This is a genomic window from Faecalimonas nexilis (assembly GCF_059731825.1).
On record NZ_AP029189.1, the window covers coordinates 2,357,005 to 2,379,941 of the forward strand.

Genomic DNA, 22,937 nt, shown 5'->3' on the forward strand with positions numbered 1-22,937 from the left:
AGATGTTTCCTCTGCGGTACGTTTTATCTTGTATATCGATTTTTTTCTTTTTTCACTTCCTGTCTGGTACGCTTCACCGCTTCCATGACAGAATCTGTTGAAATCTGGTTATCCTTATATCCTTCCAGAATTCCATCCAGATAAAACTGCGATGGTCTTGCCGGAACATCTTTGTGCGGAGCGTTCATCATATATACAAACACCTCTTTCTCCATTCCATCCTGATTTTTTACCTGAATCGATTCTTTCCTATAAAAACTTGGGAATCCTTCATAAAAATCCAGACTCTTCTCACACGCTTCTGTGATTTTCCATAAGACTCCTTCGACACAGCTTCCCTTTTCCGGCAGTACCGTTGCTACCCCATTGCCCGGAGCCCTTCCCCGAAATGCCAGCCGATAATTTTCAAGCCGGACGTTTTCCACAACTTCCGCAGCCGGACACCTGTACTTCATCTGCTCCAGATTCATGTTGCTGCCATAAGCGAAGTAATATCTATCTTTCATTTTTTCTCACCTCTATCTGACTCCTTCTGTCCTTTGATTTTTCTTCAGACACTCATACGTGCTTTTATCATATCTCCACGCAAGATCACCATCCAGATTTGCCAGCAGATGTTTTCGAACATTTTTATATTCGTCTCCAATTAACCCAAGTCTCAATAAAAATGTACGAAATGTAAATGCCGGGTTTTCTGATATCAGTGTCTTTTTCATCTGTGTCGATCTCTGATTGATTGCCTGTGCGGAAATGGCTAATGCCAGTGTAATATTTGCTCTCACCTTTCCTGCATGTAGTGTGCTTTCAAAACAACGCCATTCCAAAGTTCCCTTGGAAAACACAGCATGAAGATTCAGAGCATAATAACGGGTATGATCATAATGGGTATGACTTCCATCCCTGCCTCCATACCAGACATTTCTTACTCGGTCCATTGTGATTGATTTATTTGGTATTTTTCGGATTTTCTCCAATACCTCCGGTCGCACCCTCTGACAATAACTATTTGCTCTTCTCTCCTGCACTTTCAGTGCTTTGAACAGGATATCTTCCTTTGCATACATAATTGTCAGTGCATTTTTCAGACTCTGCGGTGTATGATTCGATGCATCTACATGAACATGCTGACCACAGGACTCATTTACAAAACCTCCATGCTGTCGCAGACATCGTACTACTTCCTGTAACTTTCCCATTTCATCATAGGATAATTTCGGTGATACCATTTCTGTTGAATATTCTCCACCTGCGTCTACAATTCGACCGTATACTTTCCGTTGTGTATAAATGCTCCCATCAGACATAAATTTCCACTTTTTTCCTTCCAGATCTATCACTGACCAGACTCCATAAGTAGTGCCGTCATAATATGCTTCTGTTCCAAACATTTCAGCAACAACTTCTGCAGCACGTTGTCTGGTAATCCCTGTCATTTCGATTTCTGTGCCAAAGTATTGGTCTTTTATTCCGATCATGCCTAATGGATTCCTTTCTCAGACACTTTCTGTGTGTTAAGTTCGGAGTCTGCCTTTTGTAACAATCTGCCAATTGCCTCGATAACATTGACAGTTACTCCGTTTCCAGCCTGTTTATAAAGCTGTGCGTCAGAAGTGCTGTCTATGATCTTATCAATCTGCCAGTCGTAATAACCCTGCAGTCGCAGACATTCCCTCGGAACTAACCTTCTTATTCTGCCGTGATACAAGATGCCATGACGATCGGTTGCAGTAATTGTAAACATCGGTTCTTCGGGTTCTTTCATACGTCTGCCGTTCTGACGAACATTCTCTTTTGCTGGTGTTAAGACTGCTCTTGCTCCATCCTCTGCTAATACACCAGAACATTCTCCTTTGTATTTGTGGACACCGCATTGTCTGGTATTCAGGCTTCTGCATTCTTCCGTTACCACCGGCGGAGGTGAAAGATCGACAAAGTGCAGCGTTCCCTGTTGAACACCTGTTGTCAGGGTATGTGCGATCTGGTGTCCGACTCTTCCTCTCCTGCTGTTGAGATTCGCATAACCCAGATCGATGCTGTCCCCTTCTCTTGCAAGTTTGTAGCCGAGCTTTGTATTCTCTTTGATTGGAACACCTACATCATATAATCCTGTCTTGCCGCCCATTCCACCTGCCTGTGATGTCAGGGTACAGCTTAGTCCTTTGGGACTGTAGACTCTTTTCCCCTGACTTCCTGCCCGGACTTGAACAAGAGCTGCTCCATTTGTTTCTGGTTCAGGTAATACTTTTCCGGCACATCGGAAATCAAAATATCCGACAATATACACCCGTTTTCTTGCTTGGGGGACTCCGAAATCCTTGCTGTTAAGCACTTTCCATTCGACATGGTACCCCAGTTCAGAAAGCGTACTGAGGATGGTGCAAAACGTCCGGCCTTTGTCATGCGATAACAAACCGGGAACATTTTCAAGGATAAAATACGAGGGTCTTTTAGCTTCAAGAATCCGGGCAATTTCAAAAAAGAGAGTTCCTCTTGCATCTGCAAATCCTTCTCGCTTTCCGGCGATAGAGAATGCCTGGCAAGGAAATCCTGCACAGAGTAAATCAAAATCTGGCATTCGTTCTGGTTCGATTGTTCTTGCGTCATTACAATACCACTCCCCTTCCGTATCAAACAGCAATCGGTAGTTCTTATCCGCATAAGTATCCACCTCGCAATGTCCGACACAGACAAAGTTTCCTGCCCGTCTTAAGCCTTCACGAAATCCCCCGATTCCGCTAAAGAGATCAAAAAATTGAATGGTTGCGGCTATCAACCTCCTTTTTGCTGATAAAAACAGGCGGCATGATCTCTCATACCGCCCTTCGTTATTCTGTATCAATTGGTTACCATTCTGTTGGTTCTTCTGCTTTGGATTCTTCCGGATCAGTCTCTCCTTCTGGTTCAGTTTCCTCTTCCGGTTCACTTTCCCCTTCTGGTTTGTTTTCCTCTTTCGGTTCACTTTCTCCATCCGGTTCGGCTTCCTCTTCTGGTTCACTTTCCCTTTCCGGCTCAGTTCTTTCTTCCGGTTGAGTTTCTTCTGTTCCCAATTCTCCAGTTGTCTGTTCGGATTCTTCAGGCTGCTCTTTGCTTTGCCATTCGACCTCTACCTTTTCCAGTGCTTCTTCTATAATCTGAATTAAGAAGTCTTTCTGTTTCATGTGTTTCTTTCCGACGACTACTTTTAATCTCTGGAATAATTCCTCTGATACCTGTACTGCTACTGTTCTTACTGCTCCCATGCTTATTTCTCCTTTTCCTTCCACTCTGTTGAAATGTTCTTCAATGACCTGTTGTAAAAATTTTTGTGTGCTGCTTTCTGTGAGTTCAATCTCTTCTCTTACTTTCTCATGTAAGTCCATCGGGATCTTTCCGCAGATATTTTTCATCTCTGCCATAACCTTTCTCCTTTCACTTTTGCTACACACAACATACTCCAAAGCCGCATGGAAAGCTATTCACAATACCCACCAAAGATATCGATGCATTTCTTGCCTTACCCCTAGCAGATCCAACAATGTATGTATCGTGCAATCATAGGCCTCACCCCCTTTACAAATTTTCCATTTGAGATAGAAAATCCATCATCTGATCTGGTATTTCTTCCGATGATGGTTTCGTTTTCAATTGTTCCGTAGTGCCACATATTCCTAATTCCCGAACACTTTCTTTTATCGTCTTTTGAATGACTTCTTCCATCCATTTCCGATCCTCTTTTTCCAGAATTGCCTGAACCAGATACTGGCTTTTCTGCCCTTCTGGAACACTTTGAAATTTCTCCCATGCCCTCTGGTGTTCTGGATTTTTCAGGTTCGGGCGGAACGAATATACCGGGCGTGTCATCTCGTCCACATCTGCTCTACAATCCGTTCATACCCTGTTGCGTTGGCATGGACGTCCTCTATAAAAACGGGGCGGCAAATCGCGTCCTGTGCGGTCACGTGGCGTTTTAAAATTGCGGAGCCTCCCCCCATAAATACGGTGGGTACTGCCCGGAGATCAAACCCGGATTCTGTCACCGCAGACAGTATTCTTTCTATATATTTCCGTCCGTTTTCCTGTATGATCCGTCTGGCCTCCTCTGCCATACTGCAAGATTCCCTCCGAAGCACACGCTCAATTTGAGTTTCTGTCACAGACAGTCCGGTATTTCTACGCACTTGTTCTGCTGTCTCATCAATACATCGGATTACTCCAAGTTCCAGACTTCTGCACGTTGCTGCATTCGGAACAGCATTGTCCAGCCTCATAAGGTCAACGGTCCAGCCACCAATATCAACAAGCAGAACAGACGGTTCATTCTTCAGATACTCTGGATGCAGAGCAAGCGCAGAGTATCCCTGTGGGAACAGTTTCACATCTTTTATTGTTATCTCATATAACTCACTTTCATATAAAAATCGCACTGGCTGCTCTTTCCGCAACAGATACTCCCTGAATCCCTGTTTCTCTCTTCCAAAACTTGAAAGCGGAAGTCCAACAGCCAGAATTACCTCTGTCTTTCGTTCCGCTTTCCGATGCTTGATTTCTTCTGCAATGGCTGCCAACGTCAGCAGATAATAATTATCATTGGACGTTTTATTTTTTACCAGCGTCTGTCTTCCCGTACCGCAGACATAATACTTTCCTTGATATTGCAGAACATTCTGCATGGTATACGGCTCGTAATCATACCCAATAATTCCACTTGGGAAAGACACTTGTCTTGTTTTAATGGCATAATAGCCATGATCAATTCCTATGATTATCGCAATCACATCCTTTCATTTTTTCTGTTTAACGTAAGGTCAAAAATGTTGTCACTGCTGCAACGGATCGTTGCAAAAGTGCCATTCGTGAACACTTTTCTATGTTCCAGCGTCCCAAAACCTGCGGAAAATCTGGTTTTTTTATACCACTATCGCCAGAGGAACACTACTGTTCCTTCCCAGCCGGTTATAAAAGATCCCTCTCCCGGCGGCGGTCCAGCCTGTCCGGGGGAGGGATATATCGCAAGTTTCCTTTTTGAACAATTGCCTGTCTTTTTATTTTTATGAGATGTTTTTCCTGCTTTTGTAAAATGGGAAGATACTCCGGTTCTGTCAAAAACTTCCGTATATAATTGCCCTTTTTTCCCAGCTTGTTATCATTTTTCAGCAGTTCTATTTCTACCATGTAATGGGTATCTGGATGAAATCTCTTCTCACACAAAATGCTGTCCCCTTTTATATAATCAGATTTAGCCGATTCTCTTGCTGCCGCCAAGAGTTCATAAATACTTACTTCCACCTCTTATCACCTCCCAAAAGACCAGAAAAAAGCAGACCTCTTAATCGAAGTCTGCTCCTGTCGGATATGGTAATCCTCTTTCTTCATATTTTTTATCGATATAATTTCGAATCCATTCCCTGTATTCTTCCGTTAATGCCAGTTCCTGAAATTCTAACAACCACTTTTCCCCTTTTGCTTCGTCATCAAGCCATCGATCTTCTATGCACTCCGGCTCATCTAACATTTTCATCATCGCTTCAAATGGCTCTTTTACATCATCACCAAATTCTTTCCATAAGGCGATTCCATAGTTCTCCAGTTCAAAAAATTCTGTCAGATATGTCAATCGTTCCATATCCCCCAATGTCATTCTTTTTTCACCTGACAATAATGCTCGATCTCTTTTGCCACATAGATTTAAAAATTTTCTCTTTTCCATCTCCACATCCATTATACTTTTACCTCTTCCTGTTAAAAATAATTCCTTATTACGAAACATTATAAAATTTAAATTCTTTAGAAATTTTATATCTAATTTTTGATTATCCGCATAAACACTATACTTTCAAGTATTTTGCAGTATAGAAAATCATTCATTTTACCACGAATTTACCACGATTGAATGAGCCTTGATATGACCATTATAATAACACCCAAAAGACACCATTACACCTAAATGGTGTCTTTTTAAAAGCAGTCAATCCTAAGACTAACTGCTTTGTGTGCATGGATATGAAATTGTCAAACTGGAATTTCTTGCTATTTCCCCAATATACTTGATAAAATAGCCGTTGATAAAATAGCAAGTGTAATCATTTCAATACGGCTTGATACAGCATATCATCCCATTGCTATACCTCGTAACTTCTCATCATCATTACTAATCTTCCATAATGTCTATACTGATTTTATAACAATTCATTATATTCAGGGGCTACAATAATTCCTGCTGAGATATTTGATAGAAATTCACCGTCAATCGTTGCCTGCATACGCAATTCTTCCACTGTAGAAAAAGATTGTTTATCAATATACACTGTCATCAATTCATTTGAAAATGTAATTCTTTTCTCAGTTTTTGCTCTTTTTTTATCATACTTAATTCCCATAAAATGAACATTTCCATTATACTCAAACATTATTTCTGGTCCAGTACTATAACACTTTGCTTCTACGTCTTCAGTAGCCAACGATACAGCTTTTGTTAAAAGATCACACAATTGTGTTCCCGAAATGCTTATCACCTCATGCTTTTTTTCTTTCTTTTTTCTTCCAAATAAAAAACCCATACTCCAACCTTCTTTCACTTCATTAATCAACAACATCAATTGTTTTCCCTATATATTTTAAAAGTAACTCTTTAATTCTATCAAGATTAGAATTATATATAATTAAACTTCTAATTTGTCCTTTTCTTCATACCATATTATAACAGTTCCATATATCCGCCACAATAAAAATCAGCATACCCTTTAAATATTTTCTGCATTGAAAATACACACTTTTTCTTTCTTCCTCTTGATTACCCACCACAGAAAAGAAAAAGCCCTGTCAAGAGCTTGCCACCATTGGTGGTGCTTTGCACTCTTTACTGGGCTTTTTATTTGCTGTATTTTTTATGCAAGAGGAAAATCAAAGTCCTCTGTTCCATTTCTCCTTTAGATAATCATCATAGTCCGCCTCATTGAAATCTGATTGTGGGGAAGTGTCGGGAATATTGTTTCTGTTGTCAATATCCGCAAGCTGACGGAATATCCAATCATCATAAGGGTCGTGGTATTTATATTCTTTGGGCTGTTCTCTGTATCGGTCTAAACCTCGCATTTCCTTATGCACTTTCATCATGCGTTCCAATTTCTGACGCTGTATCAACTGCTTGATTTCCATAAGTTCTTCCAACTCCGTAACCTCATTGGTAATGTAGTTATGAATATACTGTATGAGTTTATATTCCATGTAAAATCTACATTCTCTTTCGTCATTGAAAAATTCATTTTCAGACAGATAATCTAAAGAAACATTAAAATCCTGTTCCCGTTTGATAACGTCCATGATATATGGCTCGGTGTGGTCGATATACTTCCATTCTCCCGACAATAATTCATTGGGCGTTACTCCTAGCACGTCCATTATCTTTTCCAACGTATCAAAGGTAGGATAATTCACACCACGTTCAATCTTGGAAAGGCTCTGCATATTGATACCGATTTTGTCCGCAAGCTCCTGTTGTTTCATTTTCCTGTGTTTTCTTATGGTTTGTATGTTCTCTCCTAAGAAACTGATTTTCTTTATATAACCCTCCATAACTTAGTACAACCGCTCCTTTCGTTGCTTTTCTTGGTATTTATAAGCATATCATACTTAATATATATCCAAAAGTCAATAAAAACTTCTTGACAAGTAATTCTAATGACGTTATTATCGTATCAGATAGAGTGATTAAGCACGCTAGGGTCAATCACAAGCTTGAATAAGCATATAAAATATATATTTTCACTTTGATAGCATGAAAAGGCATGGACTATCAGACTGAAAATCGGGTTTCTGACTGGGGCTGTTCCGTTTAGCCACGAGCCTTACAAGGCTCGTGAGTGTTAAGAACGGATCAGACACAGGAAGAAAGGGAACGCCTTTCGGCGAACGCATAGGGCGTATATGTAACACCGCCCTGCGCATACATGTCATAGTACCTAGAAACTGTGATAAATAAAGGACAAAACACGATTTTTACCCCGCAAAAAAACGGGAAGTACGAAAGGAGTAATGCACTATAACTACACACAAAAATTTATCCGTTAAGATTGATTACATCAGTATTGTATTTGATACTGCAACCGCAGAAGATGTCATCATGCACATTTTAGGTTTACCGACTGACCTTTTCAATGTCTATCCGGCAAGCGTTAAATACAAAACCTATCAAGCACGCTGGCAGATTGGAGATATTTATGTATCGGGGGACGCAAGAAAGACAGAGGATAACCCACAAGGGCTAGGCTGTTATCTTGTTATGACTGGCAGAGGTTGTGATGATATTTTCCGTATTCTCGACAGTAGGAATTATACCTTTGGTGATATGTTCCGACGCTGTGAGCGAAGATACGGACTGGATAACTTCCATTTCACAAGACTTGATATTGCCATTGATGATAAGAACGAAAAGCCATTCTTTACCATAGAGCAGATAAAGAAGAAATGCGAAAAAGAGGAATTTATTTCTAATAGTGAGGGCTACCACTTTGACGAAAGCAAGTTTGATGATTTCGACACCGCAAAGACTGTTTATATCGGTGCTGGAAAATCGGGATTGTCCTATCGCTTTTATGATAAGGATAAGGAAGTCTGTTCAAAACATAATAAGACGCTTGAGGAAGTCGGCAGTTGGAAACGGACAGAAATGCAACTGCGTGATGATAAGGCTCATGCTTTTGCCATGACATTCAATGACAGACCGCTGGAACTTGGAGAACTGGCTTTCGGGCTATTGGCAAACAACCTACGCTTTGTCGTACCAAACAGAAACGAAAGTAATAAGAGCAGGTGGAAAACTTGTCGGTTTTGGGAACGCTTTTTAGGGGCTGTGGAAGTCTTAAAACTGCAAGTACCAAAACAGCAAAATTCCCTTGAAGAAACACAGCAATGGCTCACAGAGGGTGGCGTGATTTCCGCTGTCAAAAGTTTTTACTTCTTGGAAGAACATGACGCATTAGGTGGACTGGAAAAAGTGGGAACTATGCTTGATAAGGCAAGATACAGCAATTCCCTTTCCAGTAAATTAACCGCTCATTTACAGAGGATAAACCGCACCGACCTTATTCCCTATATCCAGTATGACACGAAACATGGGAAAGGGGGTATCTGATGAATAACAACGATATTCCTGTATGGGAAAAATACACCCTTACCATTGAAGAAGCGTCAAGGTATTTCCGTATCGGAGAAAACAAGTTAAGACGATTGGCAGAGGAAAACAAGGACGCTGGCTGGTTCATTATGAATGGCAACCGCATACAGATTAAACGCCGACAATTTGAACAGGTCATTGACAAATTGAACGCAATCTAATGCAAATGAGCCTTGTATGTGTTATGATGAACACAAGTCATATCAAGGCTCTTTCCAACAAGGAAAGGAGCAGACACCATGAAAGAAAAAAGACGGGATAACAAAGGTCGTATCCTGCATACTGGAGAGAGCCAACGAACAGACGGGAAATACTTATATAAATATGTAGACGCATTTGGAAACACAAAATATGTGTATGCTTGGAGATTGACACCCACAGACCCGACACCAAAGGGAAAACGGGAAAAACCCTCACTTCGAGAACTGGAACAGCAGATAAGACGAGATGTTGAGGACGGTATCGACAGCACAGGCAAGAAAATGACACTTTGCCAACTCTACGCCAAACAGAACGCACAGAGGGCAAACGTGAAGAAAAGCACAATAAAACAACGGGAACAGCTCATGCGGTTATTGAAAAAGGACAAGTTAGGTGCTAGGAGCATTGATACAATCAAACCCTCTGACGCTAAAGAATGGGCTTTACGCATGAAAGACAAAGGCTTTTCCTATAACACCATTAACAACCATAAACGCTCGTTAAAAGCGTCATTCTATATCGCCATACAAGACGATTGTGTAAGGAAAAACCCTTTTGATTTCAAGTTAAGTGAAGTCCTAGAAAATGATACCAAAGAGAAAGTCGCATTGACAGAGGAACAAGAACAAGCCTTACTCTCATTTATCAAGATGGACAATGTGTATCACAAGCATTATGATGATGTGCTGATATTATTAAAAACAGGACTTCGTATCTCGGAACTGTGCGGACTGACAGTAGCCGATATTGATTTCAAGAATGAAGTTGTGATAATCGACCACCAGTTACTAAAGAGCAAGGAACAAGGCTATTACATTGAAACGCCTAAAACAAAGAGCGGAATAAGGCAAGTGCCATTAAGCAGAGAAACAATACAGGCATTTCAACGGGTTATGAAAAAACGCCCAAAGGCAGAACCATTTGTGATAGACGGACGGGGCAACTTTCTATTTGTCAATCATAAAGGCAAGCCCAAAGTTGCGATTGATTACAATATGCTTGTTGTCCGTATGGTAAAGAAATATAACAAGTACCATAAGGACAATCCCTTGCCACATATCACACCGCATACGCTACGCCATACGTTCTGCACAAGGCTGGCAAGCAAGAACATGAACCCAAAAGATTTACAGTATATCATGGGACATTCCAACATTAGTATCACAATGAATTGGTACGCTCATGCGTCCATAGATACCGCGAAATCAGAGGTTCAGCGTCTAATTGCATAGAAGTATTTACCACGATTTTAACCACGTTTGATAGAGAAAATATAAGAAGATAGACCTAGATATGTGAGGTTTACCACAAAAGCAAAATGCCCGTAGAGCCTATAAAATAAGGCTTTGCGGACATTTAAGAAGATATAAAAAGATAGTCAAAAAGACATATATAATTTACTATAAATCAATATATATATTTCTGTATTACGAATCTTTTTATTTTATAAGGGGAGTTCATCATTATGCAAAAGATTAGACCAGATATGGATATTGGTAAAAATATCCAAGCAATTCGATATAAAAACAATATGACTCAAGACCAAGTAGTTGCAAAATTAAATCTTATGGGTATCTCCATCACCAAAAGTACCTATGCCAAACTGGAAACAAATCGCATGAACATTAAGGCATCTGAATTAGTTGCACTTGCAAAACTCTTTCATACCGATATCAATGCTTTCTTTTCCGGCTTGCTATAGTTCGACATTCCCCGACTCCCTGTGTATATAATAGCATATTAAAAATAAGAACCAGTCTATATTCTTATCGGATATAAACCAGTTCTTTTTTCTTATCAAATAATATAAAAGTGACAGGGAATTCAGATTCTTATCTTCTGTCACTCATGTAATTATTATTCTATTTTAAATTTAATGAATTTACCCATTCTTGAATTTCTTTTTCAATGTTATTTTCTATATAAACGTCATACACATTTTTCCACATTATCTGTGTATACTGTTATTTTCAACCCCATAATTATAACTTGGTACACGCTATACACTACTATAAACTGTACTCCATTTTACCACCATTCCATGTATTTGTTGTACCTAGTTCTGTTTTTGTTTCTCCCTGTACCATAGAAACTTTCATTGGACGGCTTGAGTTATAATCTTTCCACCATTCTTTAAATCCAAATTCTACTTTGTAACTACCTTTTTCTAATGGAATTGTATACTGAATGGACTGTCCTTCTTTTGCCCACCATCCTGTCTCATAAGCGTCTTTTAAATTTGATTCGTCCGTATCGTGTGCACCATAAGTTTCCACATAGCCCCAAGCATCTTTTTCATATGCCTGATCCGGAACTTCATTTAACAAATCTGCATATGCATCTACTGATGCGTATGCCGGAGATTTCGGACTGTTACAGTCGATATAGTATGCCATATGCTCTGGAACAATTTTCACATCTACTGTTCCTTTTTTATCTGTTCCTTCCACAGAACCTGTAAGTTTCACGTCAGATGTAAAGTCCTGTCCTTCCACATCCCATACAACTGCTTTTTCTGTTATATTTCCTTGATTGGATACCACCTTTACCTTATCCGGAAGAATCGGTCTCACACCGCTTACTGTAAATACAGTTCCCGATGATTCCACACCTTCTGCCTGTTCGATAAATTCTCCGTGAATCACTTTTGCATGATTGATTTCCAGCAGCTTTTCTTCATGTCCTTCTGCCTTTGAAATCATAACTGTGTGCTTTGCATTTTCCAATTTTCCTGTGTAATAAATGAGTGCATCTCCATCTTTTCCGTTCCCGGAAAGATCTACTTCTTTCGCCTCACCGCCATCTACAGAAACTAATACTTTTCCTGCTTCAGAACCCTTTGTTCCATAAATTGCAGCCTGCTCTCCTTCGAAAGTAAATGTGACAGACGTTCCTGCGCTTGTTGTATATTTTCCACCGCCAAATTCATCTGCTGATTCTCCCCATGAACCTTCATATGTAAACTTGTTTCTATCAGATGTCCAGTCTTCTTCCGGTTTTACAACATCTGCCCCCACGATATTTGCATAGTTTTCCATACTGCACAGTGCACTTCCGTCTTCTGCCTGAATCACATAAGTTGTCACAGAATTTTTTGGAAGTGTGATATCTAATACGCCGTCTGTTACATCTTGTGTCTCAACTTTTTCACAGCTTTTTGCATCAGATGTTTGATAAACTTCTGCTGTTGCCGGTCCATTTAAATCGGATAAATCTACTGTTGTTGTTCTGTCATTTCCAAAATTCTGAGCTACAATGACAATCTCGTCTCCATCTGGCGAAACTGCAGCACACATATTTCCATCTGCAATATCAATCATCGTATATCCGGCTTTTAAATATTTACTATACTGCATCATTGTATAGAACTGTTTAGTCACTGCCCAGTATCCTTCGCCCGGAACGCCGTCTTTTCGATTTCCGTTTTCATCTACAAGGTTTGTGTGATAATCCGGAACCGGCTGTCCGTCTTTTTCAAATACAGCATGCAGCAATCCCCAGTTAGAATTTGTCTGCAAACATTCATATTCGCTGTCCGCCACAAGCCATGCAATCCACGCTGTCGGCTGCATATATTTTAAGTCTGCCATAATGCCTTCACTTTGCGATTTTGCATTTACTGCATCCATGCTGTCATGAGATCCTTCCCAATGAGCTCCTCCTCCTTTGGTAACCTCTGACATCCACAAATCTTTATCATACGATTTTGCTGTGTGTAAAAGAGTCTTTCTCTCACTGTCATTTCCACCATATGTATGAGCGCCAATTGTTGTCATATTCTCTTTCACGTCGTCTTCCAACTTATAGAAAGAGTTGTTTGCATTCCAGAGTGCTGTTTCGTCTGTTCCTGTAATCTGCACATTATCTAGTCCCTCTTCATCTAGTGCAGTCTGCATCTGCCGGAACATCTCAGATTGTGCTTTTCCCGGTGCAAATGTACATCCTTCCTGTTTCGTACTTCCGGCTGCCCAATAGCTTGTATCCGGCTCATTCATTGGTTCTACATATGTTACGCCAGTTCCATATTTTTCTTCTAGATTATTGTCAATCCACTTTGTTGCTCTTGCCATATATGTCGCAAAATCATCATAGCATTCCTCTTTCAGATTGTTTTCTGCATTCCACCCACCGGTAGATGTACCTGACTTTGTCATATAATACGGTGGAGAATTAGAAAATACTTCATTGATGATATCCTTTTCATCTTTACGGTACTCATTTGCCTGTTCCATCTTTCTTACCAGTCATGTCTTCTGTCCATCCTGGAACAATTCCTTCACATCGTTTGATACTTGTATCTTCTTTATCTCCGCCTCCTACATTGTATCTTACAATATTCAGATTGAGATATTCCGGTGAAAATGCTAACTCCGCAATCTCCTCTCTGTCAGGAGTGCCATTATTATTGTAATCAGCATCTCCCCATGAACCGATAATGTTGCCCCACCAGCAAAGAGAAGTTCCCCACCCTTTTAAAGTCTGATAATGAACCTCTGGATTCAATTTGATATCCCCTGCGCTCACCTTTGCATCCTGCTTAGACTCTTCTGCATAGACAACTGGATTTACAAGTGATACACACATTGAAAGTACTGTTGCTCCGGCTATCAATTGATACCTTTTTTTCTTTTCATATCCTCTTTTCCTCCTAATTTTATTCTGATACGATAAACGTATCACAAAATCAAAATTTGCTATTAGGATTTTTTTGAGGTATATTATCATCTTTTTTATTTCTTGTTTTCAGGTATGAACTTTTTTTAGGATTTTGTACTTTTTTTGTAAAATGAAGCAAATTTCTATGCTCGGCACACATAAAAAATAGATTGCGCTAATACGCAATCTATTTTTTACATAATTCTTTTATTCATCTACACTATAGTTTGGTGCTTCTTTTGTAATATGAATATCATGTGGATGACTTTCTTTCAAAGAAGCTGCAGAAATTTTTACAAATCTTCCTTCTTCTTTCAAATCTTCAATCGTAGGCGTTCCACAATAACCCATACCAGAGCGAAGACCTCCCATAAGCTGGAACACAGTATCTTCTACTGTTCCTTTGTATGCGACACGACCTTCTACTCCTTCCGGAACCAGTTTCTTTGCATCTGTCTGGAAATAGCGGTCTTTACTTCCGTTCTCCATCGCTGCAATAGATCCCATACCACGGTACACTTTATATTTTCTTCCTTGGAATAATTCGAATGTTCCAGGGCTTTCATCACATCCCGCAAAAATGCTTCCCATCATACATACATTGGCACCTGCTGCTATCGCCTTTGTCATATCACCTGAATATTTGATACCACCATCTGCGATGATTGGAATTCCAGCTTCTTTTGCTGCCTCATAGCAGTCCATGATTGCTGAAATCTGTGGCACACCGATACCTGCAACAACACGTGTTGTACAGATGGATCCAGGTCCGATACCAACCTTCACCGCATCTACTCCAGCTTCAATCAAAGCTCTTGCTGCCTCTCCTGTTGCCACATTACCTGCAATCACCTGAAGATCCGGATATTTTTCTTTTACCATCTTCACTGTTCTGATTACATTCGCAGAGTGTCCATGTGCTGAGTCCATAACAACAACATCCACATGAGCCTTTACAAGCGCATCCACACGTTCTACGCAGTTTGCTGTAATTCCAACTGCCGCACCACATAACAGACGTCCTTGTTCATCTTTTGCTGACAATGGGTATTTGATCTGCTTTTCAATATCTTTGATTGTAATAAGACCTTTTAAGTTAAAATCTTTATCTACGATCGGTAATTTTTCTTTTCTTGCTTTTGCGAGGATTTTCTTTGCTTCTTCCAAAGTGATGCCTTCCGGTGCAGTAATCAATCCTTCTGAAGTCATTGATTCTTTGATTTTCTTTGTAAAATCTTCTTCAAACTTTAAATCACGGTTCGTAATAATACCAACTAATTTTTTCCCCTCTGTGATAGGTACACCCGAAATACGGAATTTTCCCATCAAATCATCTGCATCTTGCAGTGTATGCTCTGGTGACAACGAAAATGGATCTGTGATGACACCATTTTCTGAACGTTTTACCTTGTCGACTTCTTCTGCCTGCTGTTCAATCGACATATTTTTATGGATAATACCAATACCTCCCTGACGAGCCATCGCAATTGCCATACGGTGTTCTGTTACAGTATCCATGCCTGCGCTCATCATCGGAATGTTTAATCTGATTTTTTTAGTTAAATTAGTTGATAAATCTACTTGGTTTGGAATTACCTCTGAATATGCAGGTACTAACAGTACATCATCAAATGTAATACCTTCTCCAATAATTTTTCCCATGATCTTTCATCCTCTCTTTCTCTTTTTGGTCTGATTATTGTATAATAATACACTAATAAGGAATACTTATAAATAATTCCTTATATAAACGTTTTTTATAAGGTAGTGTTATATTACAAAAAAGATTCGTTTCTGTCAAGACTAAATAAACACTTTTCTCGGCGCAAGCATTTTCATGCCTTCCAAAATCGTTTTATTTGGCTCAAAAATAATTTTCACAGTCTGTCCCTGAGAGATTGTCACCATCTCATATGTTCTTGCGCCTTCCACTCCGGAACTAAAATCATATGTTTTTGTTCTCTGATACTGCTGCAGTTCAATAGAGCCTGTAGGTGCAAGTACTTCCATATCTCTTACATTCATCTCAAACACTCTTTTTCTTTTTTGTTTTGCCATAATCTTATCAATATCAAGATCTCCGTTGACATACAGATATTCAAATTCCAGATCAAAACGCTTGAATAAAACGATATCCACAACAACCATAATGACCGGAATAATCATCGCCATCGGAAACAGCAGCACAAGAAAAAACGACAACACCGTAACTGCTATCAACGCTGTCTTTGCTATCATTGATGATGCTTTTGCTTTTTGTTTTACTAATTGTTCTGTGTAATAGTCACTCATACTAACCTCCACTTGTAAATTCATATTATTATTGTAGCACAACTTCAATATACTCTACAAGCTTTCTTCTAATTAAATTATCATAAAATCAAAAGGCGGAACTGTCTCACAGCTCCGCCTTCTGATTTTATATCATTGATTACATCATACCCATTCCAGGTGCACCTGCTGGCATAGCCGGTGCGTCTTCTTTGATATTTGCCACTACTGATTCTGTTGTCAATAATGTTGATGCAACACTTGTTGCATTCTGTAATGCACTTCTTGTCACTTTCGCCGGATCAAGGATTCCCGCTTTCACCATATCTACATATTCTTCGTTATATGCGTCAAATCCGATTCCTGGTTCTTGTTCTCTTACTTTATTGATAATTACAGAGCCTTCCAGTCCTGCATTTGCTGAAATGTGGAACAATGGAGCTTCCAAAGCTTTCAAGATAATGTTAACTCCTGTCTTTTCATCTCCTTCTAATTCATCTGCAAGCTTCGCAACCTGTTTTGATGCGTGGATATAAGCAGATCCACCACCTGCAACGATTCCTTCTTCCACTGCTGCTCTCGCTGCGGAAAGTGCATCTTCCATGCGGAGTTTTGCTTCTTTCATCTCAGTCTCTGTCGCTGCACCCACACGGATAACAGCTACACCACCTGCAAGTTTAGCAAGTCTTTCCTGTAATTTTTCTTTATCAAATTCAGATGTTGTCTCTTCAATCTGCGCCTTAATCTGTGCAACACGACCATTGATTGCATCTTTGTCACCCATTCCATCTACGATGACTGTGTTTTCTTTCTGTACTTTTACAGATTTTGCACGACCTAACTGATCAAGTGTCGTCTCTTTTAAGTCCAATCCAAGTTCTTCAGAAATCACCTGTCCGCCTGTTAAGATTGCAATATCTTCCAACATTGCTTTTCTTCTGTCGCCATATCCAGGTGCCTTCACTGCAACTACATTGAATGTTCCACGTAATTTGTTTACGATCAATGTTGTAAGCGCCTCTCCTTCGATGTCTTCTGCAATAATAAGAAGTCTTGCTCCTGACTGTACAATCTGCTCTAACAGTGGCAATAAATCCTGAATATTAGAAATCTTTTTATCTGTAATCAAAATATATGGATCTTCTAAGTTTGCTTCCATCTTCTCCATATCTGTAGCCATATATGCTGAAATATATCCACGGTCAAACTGCATACCTTCTACCAAATCCAATTCTGTCTTCATTGTCTTGGATTCTTCGATTGTAATCACACCGTCATTCGATACCTTTTCCATCGCATCTGCTACCATTGCTCCAACTTCCACATCTCCTGCTGAAATTGCCGCAACATTTGCGATTCTCTCTTTACTTTCTACTTTGCTGCTCATAGATGCGATAGCTTCAACAGCTGCATCTGTAGCTTTCTTCATACCTTTGCGAAGTACGATTGGATTTGCTCCTGCCGCAAGGTTCTTAATTCCTTCATGAACCATAGCCTGAGCTAAAACAGTTGCTGTTGTTGTACCATCTCCGGCAACATCATTCGTCTTTGCAGCAACTTCACGAATTAGTTGTGCACCCATATTTTCAAATGCGTCTTCCAACTCGATCTCTTTTGCAATTGTCACTCCGTCATTTGTGATAAGCGGTGCGCCAAAAGATTTATCAAGCACTACATTTCTTCCTTTTGGTCCTAATGTTACTCTTACTGTATTTGCCAATTGATTTACACCAGCTTCTAAAGCACTTCTGGCTTCTGCTCCATATTTAATCTCTTTTGCCATGATTATTTGCCTCCTATTATCTTTTTATTATTTAATAACAGCTAAAATATCACTTTGTTTTACAACAATATATTCTTCACCATCTAATTCTACATCTGTTCCCGAATATTTCGAATAGATAACCTGATCTCCTTCTGATACGAGCATTGTTACTTCTTTCCCATCAACCATTCCACCTGGTCCTACCGCAACAACTTCTGCCTGCTGAGGTCTTTCTTTTGTCTGTCCCGGCAATACAATTCCGGATTTGGTTGTCTCCTCTGCTTCTAATTGTTTTAATACGACTCTGTCTCCCAATGGTACTAATTTCATATCAAACTGCCTCCTTCATACTATGTTATCAGTTTATTAGCACTCACTTTGTCCGAGTGCTAATTTGCTTTAGTTATAAAATATCACTCCACTTCCTGTTTGTCAACAGACTTTATACTATTTTTATAAAATCCATTTTCTATTTGGAATTCTAAAATTTTTCCGTGTTCATTGTAGTAGCGTTCTTTTATTCTTCCCTCACTGCCGTGCCATGTTGTTCCTGTCTCTATCCGACATTCATAGACTGCATCAAGTACAATATCCGCAAGTGAATCATCTTCTAAAAGTAAATATACGCGTTCCTCCTCCGCGTGATATGCTAAAATCTTACACTGAAATACTTTTGATTCCAATATTCCTCCGGCAAGAATCGCTTTTTTCATTTCTAACTCTGCTTTTTTCCCTTCGTACATGTTTCCCTCTCCTTGTACAACTCAAGGGAGCCAGAACTCTGACCCCCTTCTCTTATTGTTATTTCAATTTTTTCTTTTTGATCGCATCTAGTTCTTCAAAAATATAGTCATTTACCACTTTAATATATGTTCCCTTCATACCGGACGAACGTGATTCAATCACCCCGGCACTTTCGAATTTTCGAAGTGCATTCACGATAACAGATCGCGTAATCCCAACTCTGTCTGCGATCTTGCTCGCCACAAGAATTCCTTCTGTTCCTTCCAATTCATCAAAAATATGAATGATTGCTTCCAATTCTGAAAAGGAAAGTGTACTGATCGCCGACTGCACAATCTGTTCCTTTCGAATCTCTTCGGCACTTTCTTCATTGACAGAGCGCAGCATCTCCAGTCCCACGACAGTTGTTCCATACTCACTTAGAATAATATCATCGATCTCGTAAAGTTCATCTTTTTTATAAATGAACAACGTTCCAAGTCTTTCTCCCGCAATGTCGATTGGTGTCACGATCGCCTGATATCCTTTGACAACCTCTGGTGAAAATCCAAGTGTCTGAAGATTCACATTTTCTTTGGTCGACAAAATACTAAGCAGTCTTTCATTGAGCATCTCATCAATATGGCTTCCAACTTCATTATCGATCAGCTCATGTATCACTTCTACATCTTTCCACTGGCCACTTCCAAGCACTTTTCCTTTTTTGCTCACCACTAATACATTCGATGCGAGAATCTCATTTAATACCTCACAGATATCGTTGAACACGACTTTACTTGAATTGTTATTGTGCAATAATCTGTTAATTTTTCTAGTCTTATCCAATAATTGTACACTCATATCTTCGCCTCCATTATGTGACACTTGATTTTACAAACTATTTACCTAATCATACACACAACTCAGAAAAAATATGTGTATAGTTGTATGTTATCATACAATTTGTTTTTTTTCAACATTTCATTCATTTTTTTCATCATTTTTTATATCTGTTTTATACCCGCATTCTTCATTTGAGCAGAGCAGTTTATTTCCCTTTTCTACCATATAGCTTCCGCACTTCGGACATTTCTCTTTGGATGGTTTTTGCCATGACATGAATTCACAAGTCGGATTATCTTCACATCCGTAATATTTTCTTCCTTTTTTTGTCTTTCGAAGAACCACATCTTTTCCGCATACCGGACATGGTACACCGATTTTTTCAAGGTATGGTTTTGTATTTCTACATTCCGGGAACCCCGGACATGCAAGAAATCTGCCATGTGGCCCGTATTTAATCACCATATTTCTTCCACATTCTTCACAGATTACATCTGTCACTTCATCTTCAATCTTGACACTTTCCTGCTCTTTTTCAGCTATTTGCACTGCTTCCTCCAAATCAGGATAGAAATTACTGATCACAGACTTCCAGGCAACTTTTCCTTCTGCAACCATGTCGAGCAGGCCTTCCATGTTTGCTGTAAAATTCTCATCTACGATGCTTGGAAACGATTGTTTCATGATATTATTTACAACTTCACCAATCTCTGTCATGTAAAGGTTTTTGTTTTCCTTCGCCACGTATCTTCTTGCAATGATTGTTGAAATTGTCGGCGCATACGTACTTGGACGCCCGATCCCGAGCTCTTCTAATGCCTTTACAAGTGATGCCTCTGTATAATGTGCCGGCGGCTGTGTAAAGTGCTGTTTTGGATCCAGTTCTTCTTTTGTAAGCTTCGAATCCTTATCGATGCTCTTTACAAGTACATTGTTTTCTTCTTTTTCCTCATCCGCTTCCACATAAACAGCCCGAAATCCTTCGAATACGTTTTTGGATGCCGCAACAGAAAAACGATACTCGCCAGCTGCAATTTTGATCGAAGTCGTCTCATATTTTGCCGGGTTCATTCTACTTGCCACAAATCGCTTCCAGATCAGCTGATATAATCGGAACTGATCCCTTGTAAGGGATTCTTTCAAAGCCGCCGGTGTTCTTGTGATATCTGTCGGACGGATCGCCTCATGCGCATCCTGAATTTTCTTCCCGTCATCCGCCTTTTTCGCCACCGCCGATACATAGCTCTCTCCATAATTCTGCGAAATGTATTCTCTTGCATTCGCATCTGCTTCCTCGGAAATTCTTGTTGAGTCTGTACGCAGATACGTGATCACACCGACTGTTCCATTTCCTTTGATGTCAATTCCTTCATAGAGCTGCTGCGCAATTCGCATTGTCTTCTGTGTTGCAAAGTTCAGCACTTTTGATGCTTCCTGCTGCAATGTACTCGTAGTAAACGGAAGAGGTGCTTTCTTTGTCCTCTCTCCCTTTTTGATATCGTCTACATAATATGGTACATCCTCGACTGCCTTCATAATCTGTTCCAGTTCTTCTTTTGAATGGATGACTATTTTTTTCCCATCTGTTCCATAGAATTTTGCAAGGAGAGGCTTTCTCTCCCCTTCTACTTTAATCTTTGCATCCAGTGTCCAATATTCTTCCGGAATAAATGCATTGATCTCCTCCTCACGGTCTGCAATAATGCGCAGCGCCACAGACTGTACTCGTCCCGCACTCAAGCCTCTCTTTACTTTTGCCCAGAGAAGAGGACTGATCTTATAGCCAACAATTCGATCCAACGCTCTTCTTGCCTGCTGTGCATCTACCAGATTCATATCAATCTCTCTTGCGTCTTTGATCGATGCTTTTACCGCATTCTTGGTAATCTCGTTGAAACTGATACGGTACATCTTTTTGTCTTCCAGTTTTAACGCTTTTGACAAATGCCATGCAATCGCTTCTCCCTCACGGTCGGGGTCAGTTGCAAGATATACTTTATCCGCTTTCTTCACTTCTTTTCTTAAATTAGCAAGAATATCCCCTTTTCCGCGTATGGTAATATATTTTGGTTCAAAGTCATGTTCCACGTCAATTCCAAGCTGACTCTTTGGCAAATCACGTACATGCCCGTTTGACGCCGTAACAACATAATTACTCCCCAAAAATTTTTTAATTGTCTTTACTTTCGCAGGAGACTCTACGATTACAAGATAACGTGCCATTTATAATTCCTCCACTATCGTTCTATCTATCTCAATCTAACATAATGATTTTTTGAAAATTCACGAATATATCCTTGTAACTCTAAACTCACCAGCACATCCATCAACGCCGGAATTGTCAGCCCTGTAAGGTCCGCCAATTCGTTTAGGTTCTTTGGATACAAATCGAGACAACTATACACCAAATTTTCTGGACTTTCAAGTGCTATTTTATTTTCCGTTAATTTTTTCACTTTTTCTTCACAAACAAACGATAGCTCTTCTAAGAGATCCTCAGGCGATAACAATATCCCTGCACCCTGTTTAATCAGGCGGTTGCACCCCCTGCTCAGCTGACTGTTTATCGGTCCCGGCAGTGCATAGATATCCTTTCCCTGCTCCAATGCCATATCTGCGGTAATCAAAGATCCACTTCTTTCTTTTGCCTCCATCACAAGTACGATATCTGAAAGTCCACTGATAATTCGATTTCTGGCAGGGAAAAACTGCGGCAGCGGCTTTGTCCCGATGGGCTGCTCTGATAAAATCCCGCCTTTTCTTTCCAGCTCCGTATACAGCTCAATGTGTTCTCTAGGGTAACAGACATCCACCCCGCACCCCAAAACCCCATAGGAATCTCCGCCTTCCTCCAATGCTCCTATCTGTCCGGCTCCATCAATCCCTTTTGCCATACCGCTTATGATCTGCGCTCCTGCACTTGCCAGTTTTTTTGCAAATTCCTTTGTCAATTGTCTCCCATAAGGACTGCATTCTCGTGCTCCTACAATCGCCACTGAAAGCCTGTCTTCTTTTGGCAGTCTCCCCTTTACATAAAGCGCATATGGCGGTGAACTGATTTGCTTTAATTTTTCCGGATAATCGCTGTGAAAAAACGGATAAAACTGAATTTTCTTCTGTTGCATCCTCTCATATTCTTCCTCCAAATCCCATGTTTCTATACTTTTCCGAATAATTTGAGCATCCTTTTCTTCCACTCCAAGTGCTTGTAAGCCTGTTTCTTCTATATAATATAACTCTTGTGCACTCACCAAGCGCTTACGAATTCTTTTCTTTTTCTGATTGCCAATTCCTTTTATATTTGCAAACCAATATTCATATTTCATC

The 22,937-nt window shown here is 39.9% G+C and carries 24 protein-coding genes; 4 read left to right on the top strand and 20 right to left on the bottom strand.

The genetic code is table 11. The features are described 5' to 3' along the window. Positions 1 to 23 precede the first annotated feature (23 nt). The 10 genes from AC6I5B_RS12015 to AC6I5B_RS12060 all read right to left on the bottom strand — a co-directional run bounded on the left by AC6I5B_RS12015 (position 24) and on the right by AC6I5B_RS12060 (position 7,551). Positions 24 to 506: a gamma-glutamylcyclotransferase family protein gene (locus AC6I5B_RS12015; protein WP_497773367.1), complete on the bottom strand. Its 483-nt coding sequence runs from the start codon at positions 504 to 506 to the stop codon at positions 24 to 26. Between the two features lie 12 nt (positions 507 to 518). Beyond that, positions 519 to 1,475, bottom strand: a complete 957-nt coding sequence (locus AC6I5B_RS12020) for an amidoligase family protein (protein ID WP_006426990.1) — start codon at positions 1,473 to 1,475, stop codon at positions 519 to 521. A 2-nt stretch (positions 1,476 to 1,477) separates the two neighbouring features. Further along, positions 1,478 to 2,773 (bottom strand): DNA (cytosine-5-)-methyltransferase, encoded by a 1,296-nt coding sequence (gene dcm / locus AC6I5B_RS12025; RefSeq protein WP_055247004.1) that lies wholly within the window; start codon positions 2,771 to 2,773, stop codon positions 1,478 to 1,480. A gap of 70 nt (positions 2,774 to 2,843) precedes the next feature. Beyond that, positions 2,844 to 3,395 (bottom strand): hypothetical protein, encoded by a 552-nt coding sequence (locus AC6I5B_RS12030; RefSeq protein ID WP_497773368.1) that lies wholly within the window; start codon positions 3,393 to 3,395, stop codon positions 2,844 to 2,846. A gap of 154 nt (positions 3,396 to 3,549) precedes the next feature. Beyond that, positions 3,550 to 3,840, bottom strand: coding sequence for a hypothetical protein (locus tag AC6I5B_RS12035; RefSeq protein WP_006426993.1), 291 nt, complete (start codon positions 3,838 to 3,840; stop codon positions 3,550 to 3,552). Beyond that, positions 3,837 to 4,745: a ParM/StbA family protein gene (locus AC6I5B_RS12040; RefSeq protein WP_044912250.1), complete on the bottom strand. Its 909-nt coding sequence runs from the start codon at positions 4,743 to 4,745 to the stop codon at positions 3,837 to 3,839. Before AC6I5B_RS12040 ends, AC6I5B_RS12035 begins: the two co-directional genes overlap by 4 nt. A 187-nt stretch (positions 4,746 to 4,932) precedes the next feature. Next, a complete protein-coding gene (locus tag AC6I5B_RS12045) occupies positions 4,933 to 5,265 on the bottom strand; it encodes a DUF5720 family protein (protein ID WP_005341391.1) in 333 nt (110 codons plus the stop codon). A gap of 40 nt (positions 5,266 to 5,305) precedes the next feature. Beyond that, the gene (locus AC6I5B_RS12050; RefSeq protein WP_226799356.1) at positions 5,306 to 5,686 is read right to left on the bottom strand and encodes a hypothetical protein; all 381 of its coding nucleotides are present in this window, start codon (positions 5,684 to 5,686) and stop codon (positions 5,306 to 5,308) included. 469 nt (positions 5,687 to 6,155) lie between these two features. Beyond that, a complete protein-coding gene (locus AC6I5B_RS12055) occupies positions 6,156 to 6,572 on the bottom strand; it encodes a hypothetical protein (RefSeq protein ID WP_117468503.1) in 417 nt (138 codons plus the stop codon). Between the two features lie 307 nt (positions 6,573 to 6,879). After that, positions 6,880 to 7,551: a helix-turn-helix domain-containing protein gene (locus AC6I5B_RS12060; protein ID WP_087213576.1), complete on the bottom strand. Its 672-nt coding sequence runs from the start codon at positions 7,549 to 7,551 to the stop codon at positions 6,880 to 6,882. Between the two features lie 496 nt (positions 7,552 to 8,047). On the opposite strand from AC6I5B_RS12060, the gene AC6I5B_RS12065 reads away from it, so the two are divergent. From AC6I5B_RS12065 to AC6I5B_RS12080, 4 genes are all read left to right on the top strand, one after another. After that, positions 8,048 to 9,109: a replication initiation factor domain-containing protein gene (locus AC6I5B_RS12065; protein WP_497773771.1), complete on the top strand. Its 1,062-nt coding sequence runs from the start codon at positions 8,048 to 8,050 to the stop codon at positions 9,107 to 9,109. Beyond that, a complete protein-coding gene (locus tag AC6I5B_RS12070; RefSeq protein ID WP_015527885.1) occupies positions 9,109 to 9,312 on the top strand; it encodes an excisionase in 204 nt (67 codons plus the stop codon). Before AC6I5B_RS12065 ends, AC6I5B_RS12070 begins: the two co-directional genes overlap by 1 nt. 78 nt (positions 9,313 to 9,390) lie before the next feature. Continuing rightward, a complete protein-coding gene (locus AC6I5B_RS12075; protein ID WP_497773369.1) occupies positions 9,391 to 10,584 on the top strand; it encodes a site-specific integrase in 1,194 nt (397 codons plus the stop codon). A gap of 233 nt (positions 10,585 to 10,817) precedes the next feature. Beyond that, positions 10,818 to 11,054: a helix-turn-helix domain-containing protein gene (locus tag AC6I5B_RS12080; RefSeq protein WP_005341369.1), complete on the top strand. Its 237-nt coding sequence runs from the start codon at positions 10,818 to 10,820 to the stop codon at positions 11,052 to 11,054. Positions 11,055 to 11,361: 307 nt separating this feature from the next. Here AC6I5B_RS12080 and AC6I5B_RS12085 read toward each other — a convergent pair whose 3' ends face one another. The 10 genes from AC6I5B_RS12085 to dprA all read right to left on the bottom strand — a co-directional run bounded on the left by AC6I5B_RS12085 (position 11,362) and on the right by dprA (position 22,936). After that, positions 11,362 to 13,584 (bottom strand): glycoside hydrolase, encoded by a 2,223-nt coding sequence (locus tag AC6I5B_RS12085; RefSeq protein ID WP_497773370.1) that lies wholly within the window; start codon positions 13,582 to 13,584, stop codon positions 11,362 to 11,364. Then, positions 13,568 to 13,963: a hypothetical protein gene (locus tag AC6I5B_RS12090; RefSeq protein ID WP_044986611.1), complete on the bottom strand. Its 396-nt coding sequence runs from the start codon at positions 13,961 to 13,963 to the stop codon at positions 13,568 to 13,570. The genes AC6I5B_RS12085 and AC6I5B_RS12090 overlap by 17 nt, the downstream gene beginning before the upstream one ends. Before the next feature lie 252 nt (positions 13,964 to 14,215). After that, positions 14,216 to 15,670, bottom strand: a complete 1,455-nt coding sequence (gene guaB, locus AC6I5B_RS12095) for an IMP dehydrogenase (RefSeq protein ID WP_004611383.1) — start codon at positions 15,668 to 15,670, stop codon at positions 14,216 to 14,218. Between the two features lie 141 nt (positions 15,671 to 15,811). After that, positions 15,812 to 16,300, bottom strand: a complete 489-nt coding sequence (locus AC6I5B_RS12100) for a DUF6106 family protein (protein WP_022250601.1) — start codon at positions 16,298 to 16,300, stop codon at positions 15,812 to 15,814. A 139-nt stretch (positions 16,301 to 16,439) separates the two neighbouring features. After that, complete coding sequence (groL, locus tag AC6I5B_RS12105) at positions 16,440 to 18,062, bottom strand: chaperonin GroEL (protein ID WP_004611385.1); 1,623 nt, start codon at positions 18,060 to 18,062, stop codon at positions 16,440 to 16,442. Positions 18,063 to 18,089: 27 nt separating this feature from the next. Then, a complete protein-coding gene (locus AC6I5B_RS12110; RefSeq protein ID WP_004611386.1) occupies positions 18,090 to 18,374 on the bottom strand; it encodes a co-chaperone GroES in 285 nt (94 codons plus the stop codon). Between the two features lie 83 nt (positions 18,375 to 18,457). Then, positions 18,458 to 18,787, bottom strand: coding sequence for a hypothetical protein (locus tag AC6I5B_RS12115; protein ID WP_004611387.1), 330 nt, complete (start codon positions 18,785 to 18,787; stop codon positions 18,458 to 18,460). Positions 18,788 to 18,845: 58 nt separating this feature from the next. After that, positions 18,846 to 19,628 (bottom strand): GTP-sensing pleiotropic transcriptional regulator CodY, encoded by a 783-nt coding sequence (codY, locus tag AC6I5B_RS12120; protein WP_004611388.1) that lies wholly within the window; start codon positions 19,626 to 19,628, stop codon positions 18,846 to 18,848. Positions 19,629 to 19,748: 120 nt separating this feature from the next. Beyond that, positions 19,749 to 21,833 (bottom strand): type I DNA topoisomerase, encoded by a 2,085-nt coding sequence (gene topA / locus AC6I5B_RS12125; protein ID WP_004611389.1) that lies wholly within the window; start codon positions 21,831 to 21,833, stop codon positions 19,749 to 19,751. Positions 21,834 to 21,859: 26 nt separating this feature from the next. Continuing rightward, entirely contained in the window at positions 21,860 to 22,936 is a 1,077-nt protein-coding gene (gene dprA / locus AC6I5B_RS12130) for a DNA-processing protein DprA (protein WP_004611390.1), read from the bottom strand. Position 22,937 lies beyond the last annotated feature (1 nt).

Bases quoted from the DNA above. Each gene is read 5' to 3' on its own strand.
- codY (WP_004611388.1), bottom strand. From the start codon at position 19,628: ATGAGTGTACAATTATTGGATAAGACTAGAAAAATTAACAGATTATTG.
- AC6I5B_RS12110 (WP_004611386.1), bottom strand. From the start codon at position 18,374: ATGAAATTAGTACCATTGGGAGACAGAGTCGTATTAAAACAATTAGAA.
- AC6I5B_RS12055 (WP_117468503.1), bottom strand. From the start codon at position 6,572: ATGTTGTTGATTAATGAAGTGAAAGAAGGTTGGAGTATGGGTTTTTTA.
- AC6I5B_RS12060 (WP_087213576.1), bottom strand. From the start codon at position 7,551: ATGGAGGGTTATATAAAGAAAATCAGTTTCTTAGGAGAGAACATACAA.
- AC6I5B_RS12050 (WP_226799356.1), bottom strand. From the start codon at position 5,686: ATGGAAAAGAGAAAATTTTTAAATCTATGTGGCAAAAGAGATCGAGCA.
- AC6I5B_RS12115 (WP_004611387.1), bottom strand. From the start codon at position 18,787: ATGTACGAAGGGAAAAAAGCAGAGTTAGAAATGAAAAAAGCGATTCTT.
- guaB (WP_004611383.1), bottom strand. From the start codon at position 15,670: ATGGGAAAAATTATTGGAGAAGGTATTACATTTGATGATGTACTGTTA.
- AC6I5B_RS12085 (WP_497773370.1), bottom strand. From the start codon at position 13,584: ATGGAACAGGCAAATGAGTACCGTAAAGATGAAAAGGATATCATCAAT.
- AC6I5B_RS12100 (WP_022250601.1), bottom strand. From the start codon at position 16,300: ATGAGTGACTATTACACAGAACAATTAGTAAAACAAAAAGCAAAAGCA.
- topA (WP_004611389.1), bottom strand. From the start codon at position 21,833: ATGGCACGTTATCTTGTAATCGTAGAGTCTCCTGCGAAAGTAAAGACA.
- AC6I5B_RS12030 (WP_497773368.1), bottom strand. From the start codon at position 3,395: ATGGCAGAGATGAAAAATATCTGCGGAAAGATCCCGATGGACTTACAT.
- dprA (WP_004611390.1), bottom strand. From the start codon at position 22,936: ATGAAATATGAATATTGGTTTGCAAATATAAAAGGAATTGGCAATCAG.
- AC6I5B_RS12015 (WP_497773367.1), bottom strand. From the start codon at position 506: ATGAAAGATAGATATTACTTCGCTTATGGCAGCAACATGAATCTGGAG.
- AC6I5B_RS12075 (WP_497773369.1), top strand. From the start codon at position 9,391: ATGAAAGAAAAAAGACGGGATAACAAAGGTCGTATCCTGCATACTGGA.
- AC6I5B_RS12035 (WP_006426993.1), bottom strand. From the start codon at position 3,840: ATGACACGCCCGGTATATTCGTTCCGCCCGAACCTGAAAAATCCAGAA.
- groL (WP_004611385.1), bottom strand. From the start codon at position 18,062: ATGGCAAAAGAGATTAAATATGGAGCAGAAGCCAGAAGTGCTTTAGAA.
- AC6I5B_RS12020 (WP_006426990.1), bottom strand. From the start codon at position 1,475: ATGATCGGAATAAAAGACCAATACTTTGGCACAGAAATCGAAATGACA.
- AC6I5B_RS12080 (WP_005341369.1), top strand. From the start codon at position 10,818: ATGCAAAAGATTAGACCAGATATGGATATTGGTAAAAATATCCAAGCA.
- AC6I5B_RS12070 (WP_015527885.1), top strand. From the start codon at position 9,109: ATGAATAACAACGATATTCCTGTATGGGAAAAATACACCCTTACCATT.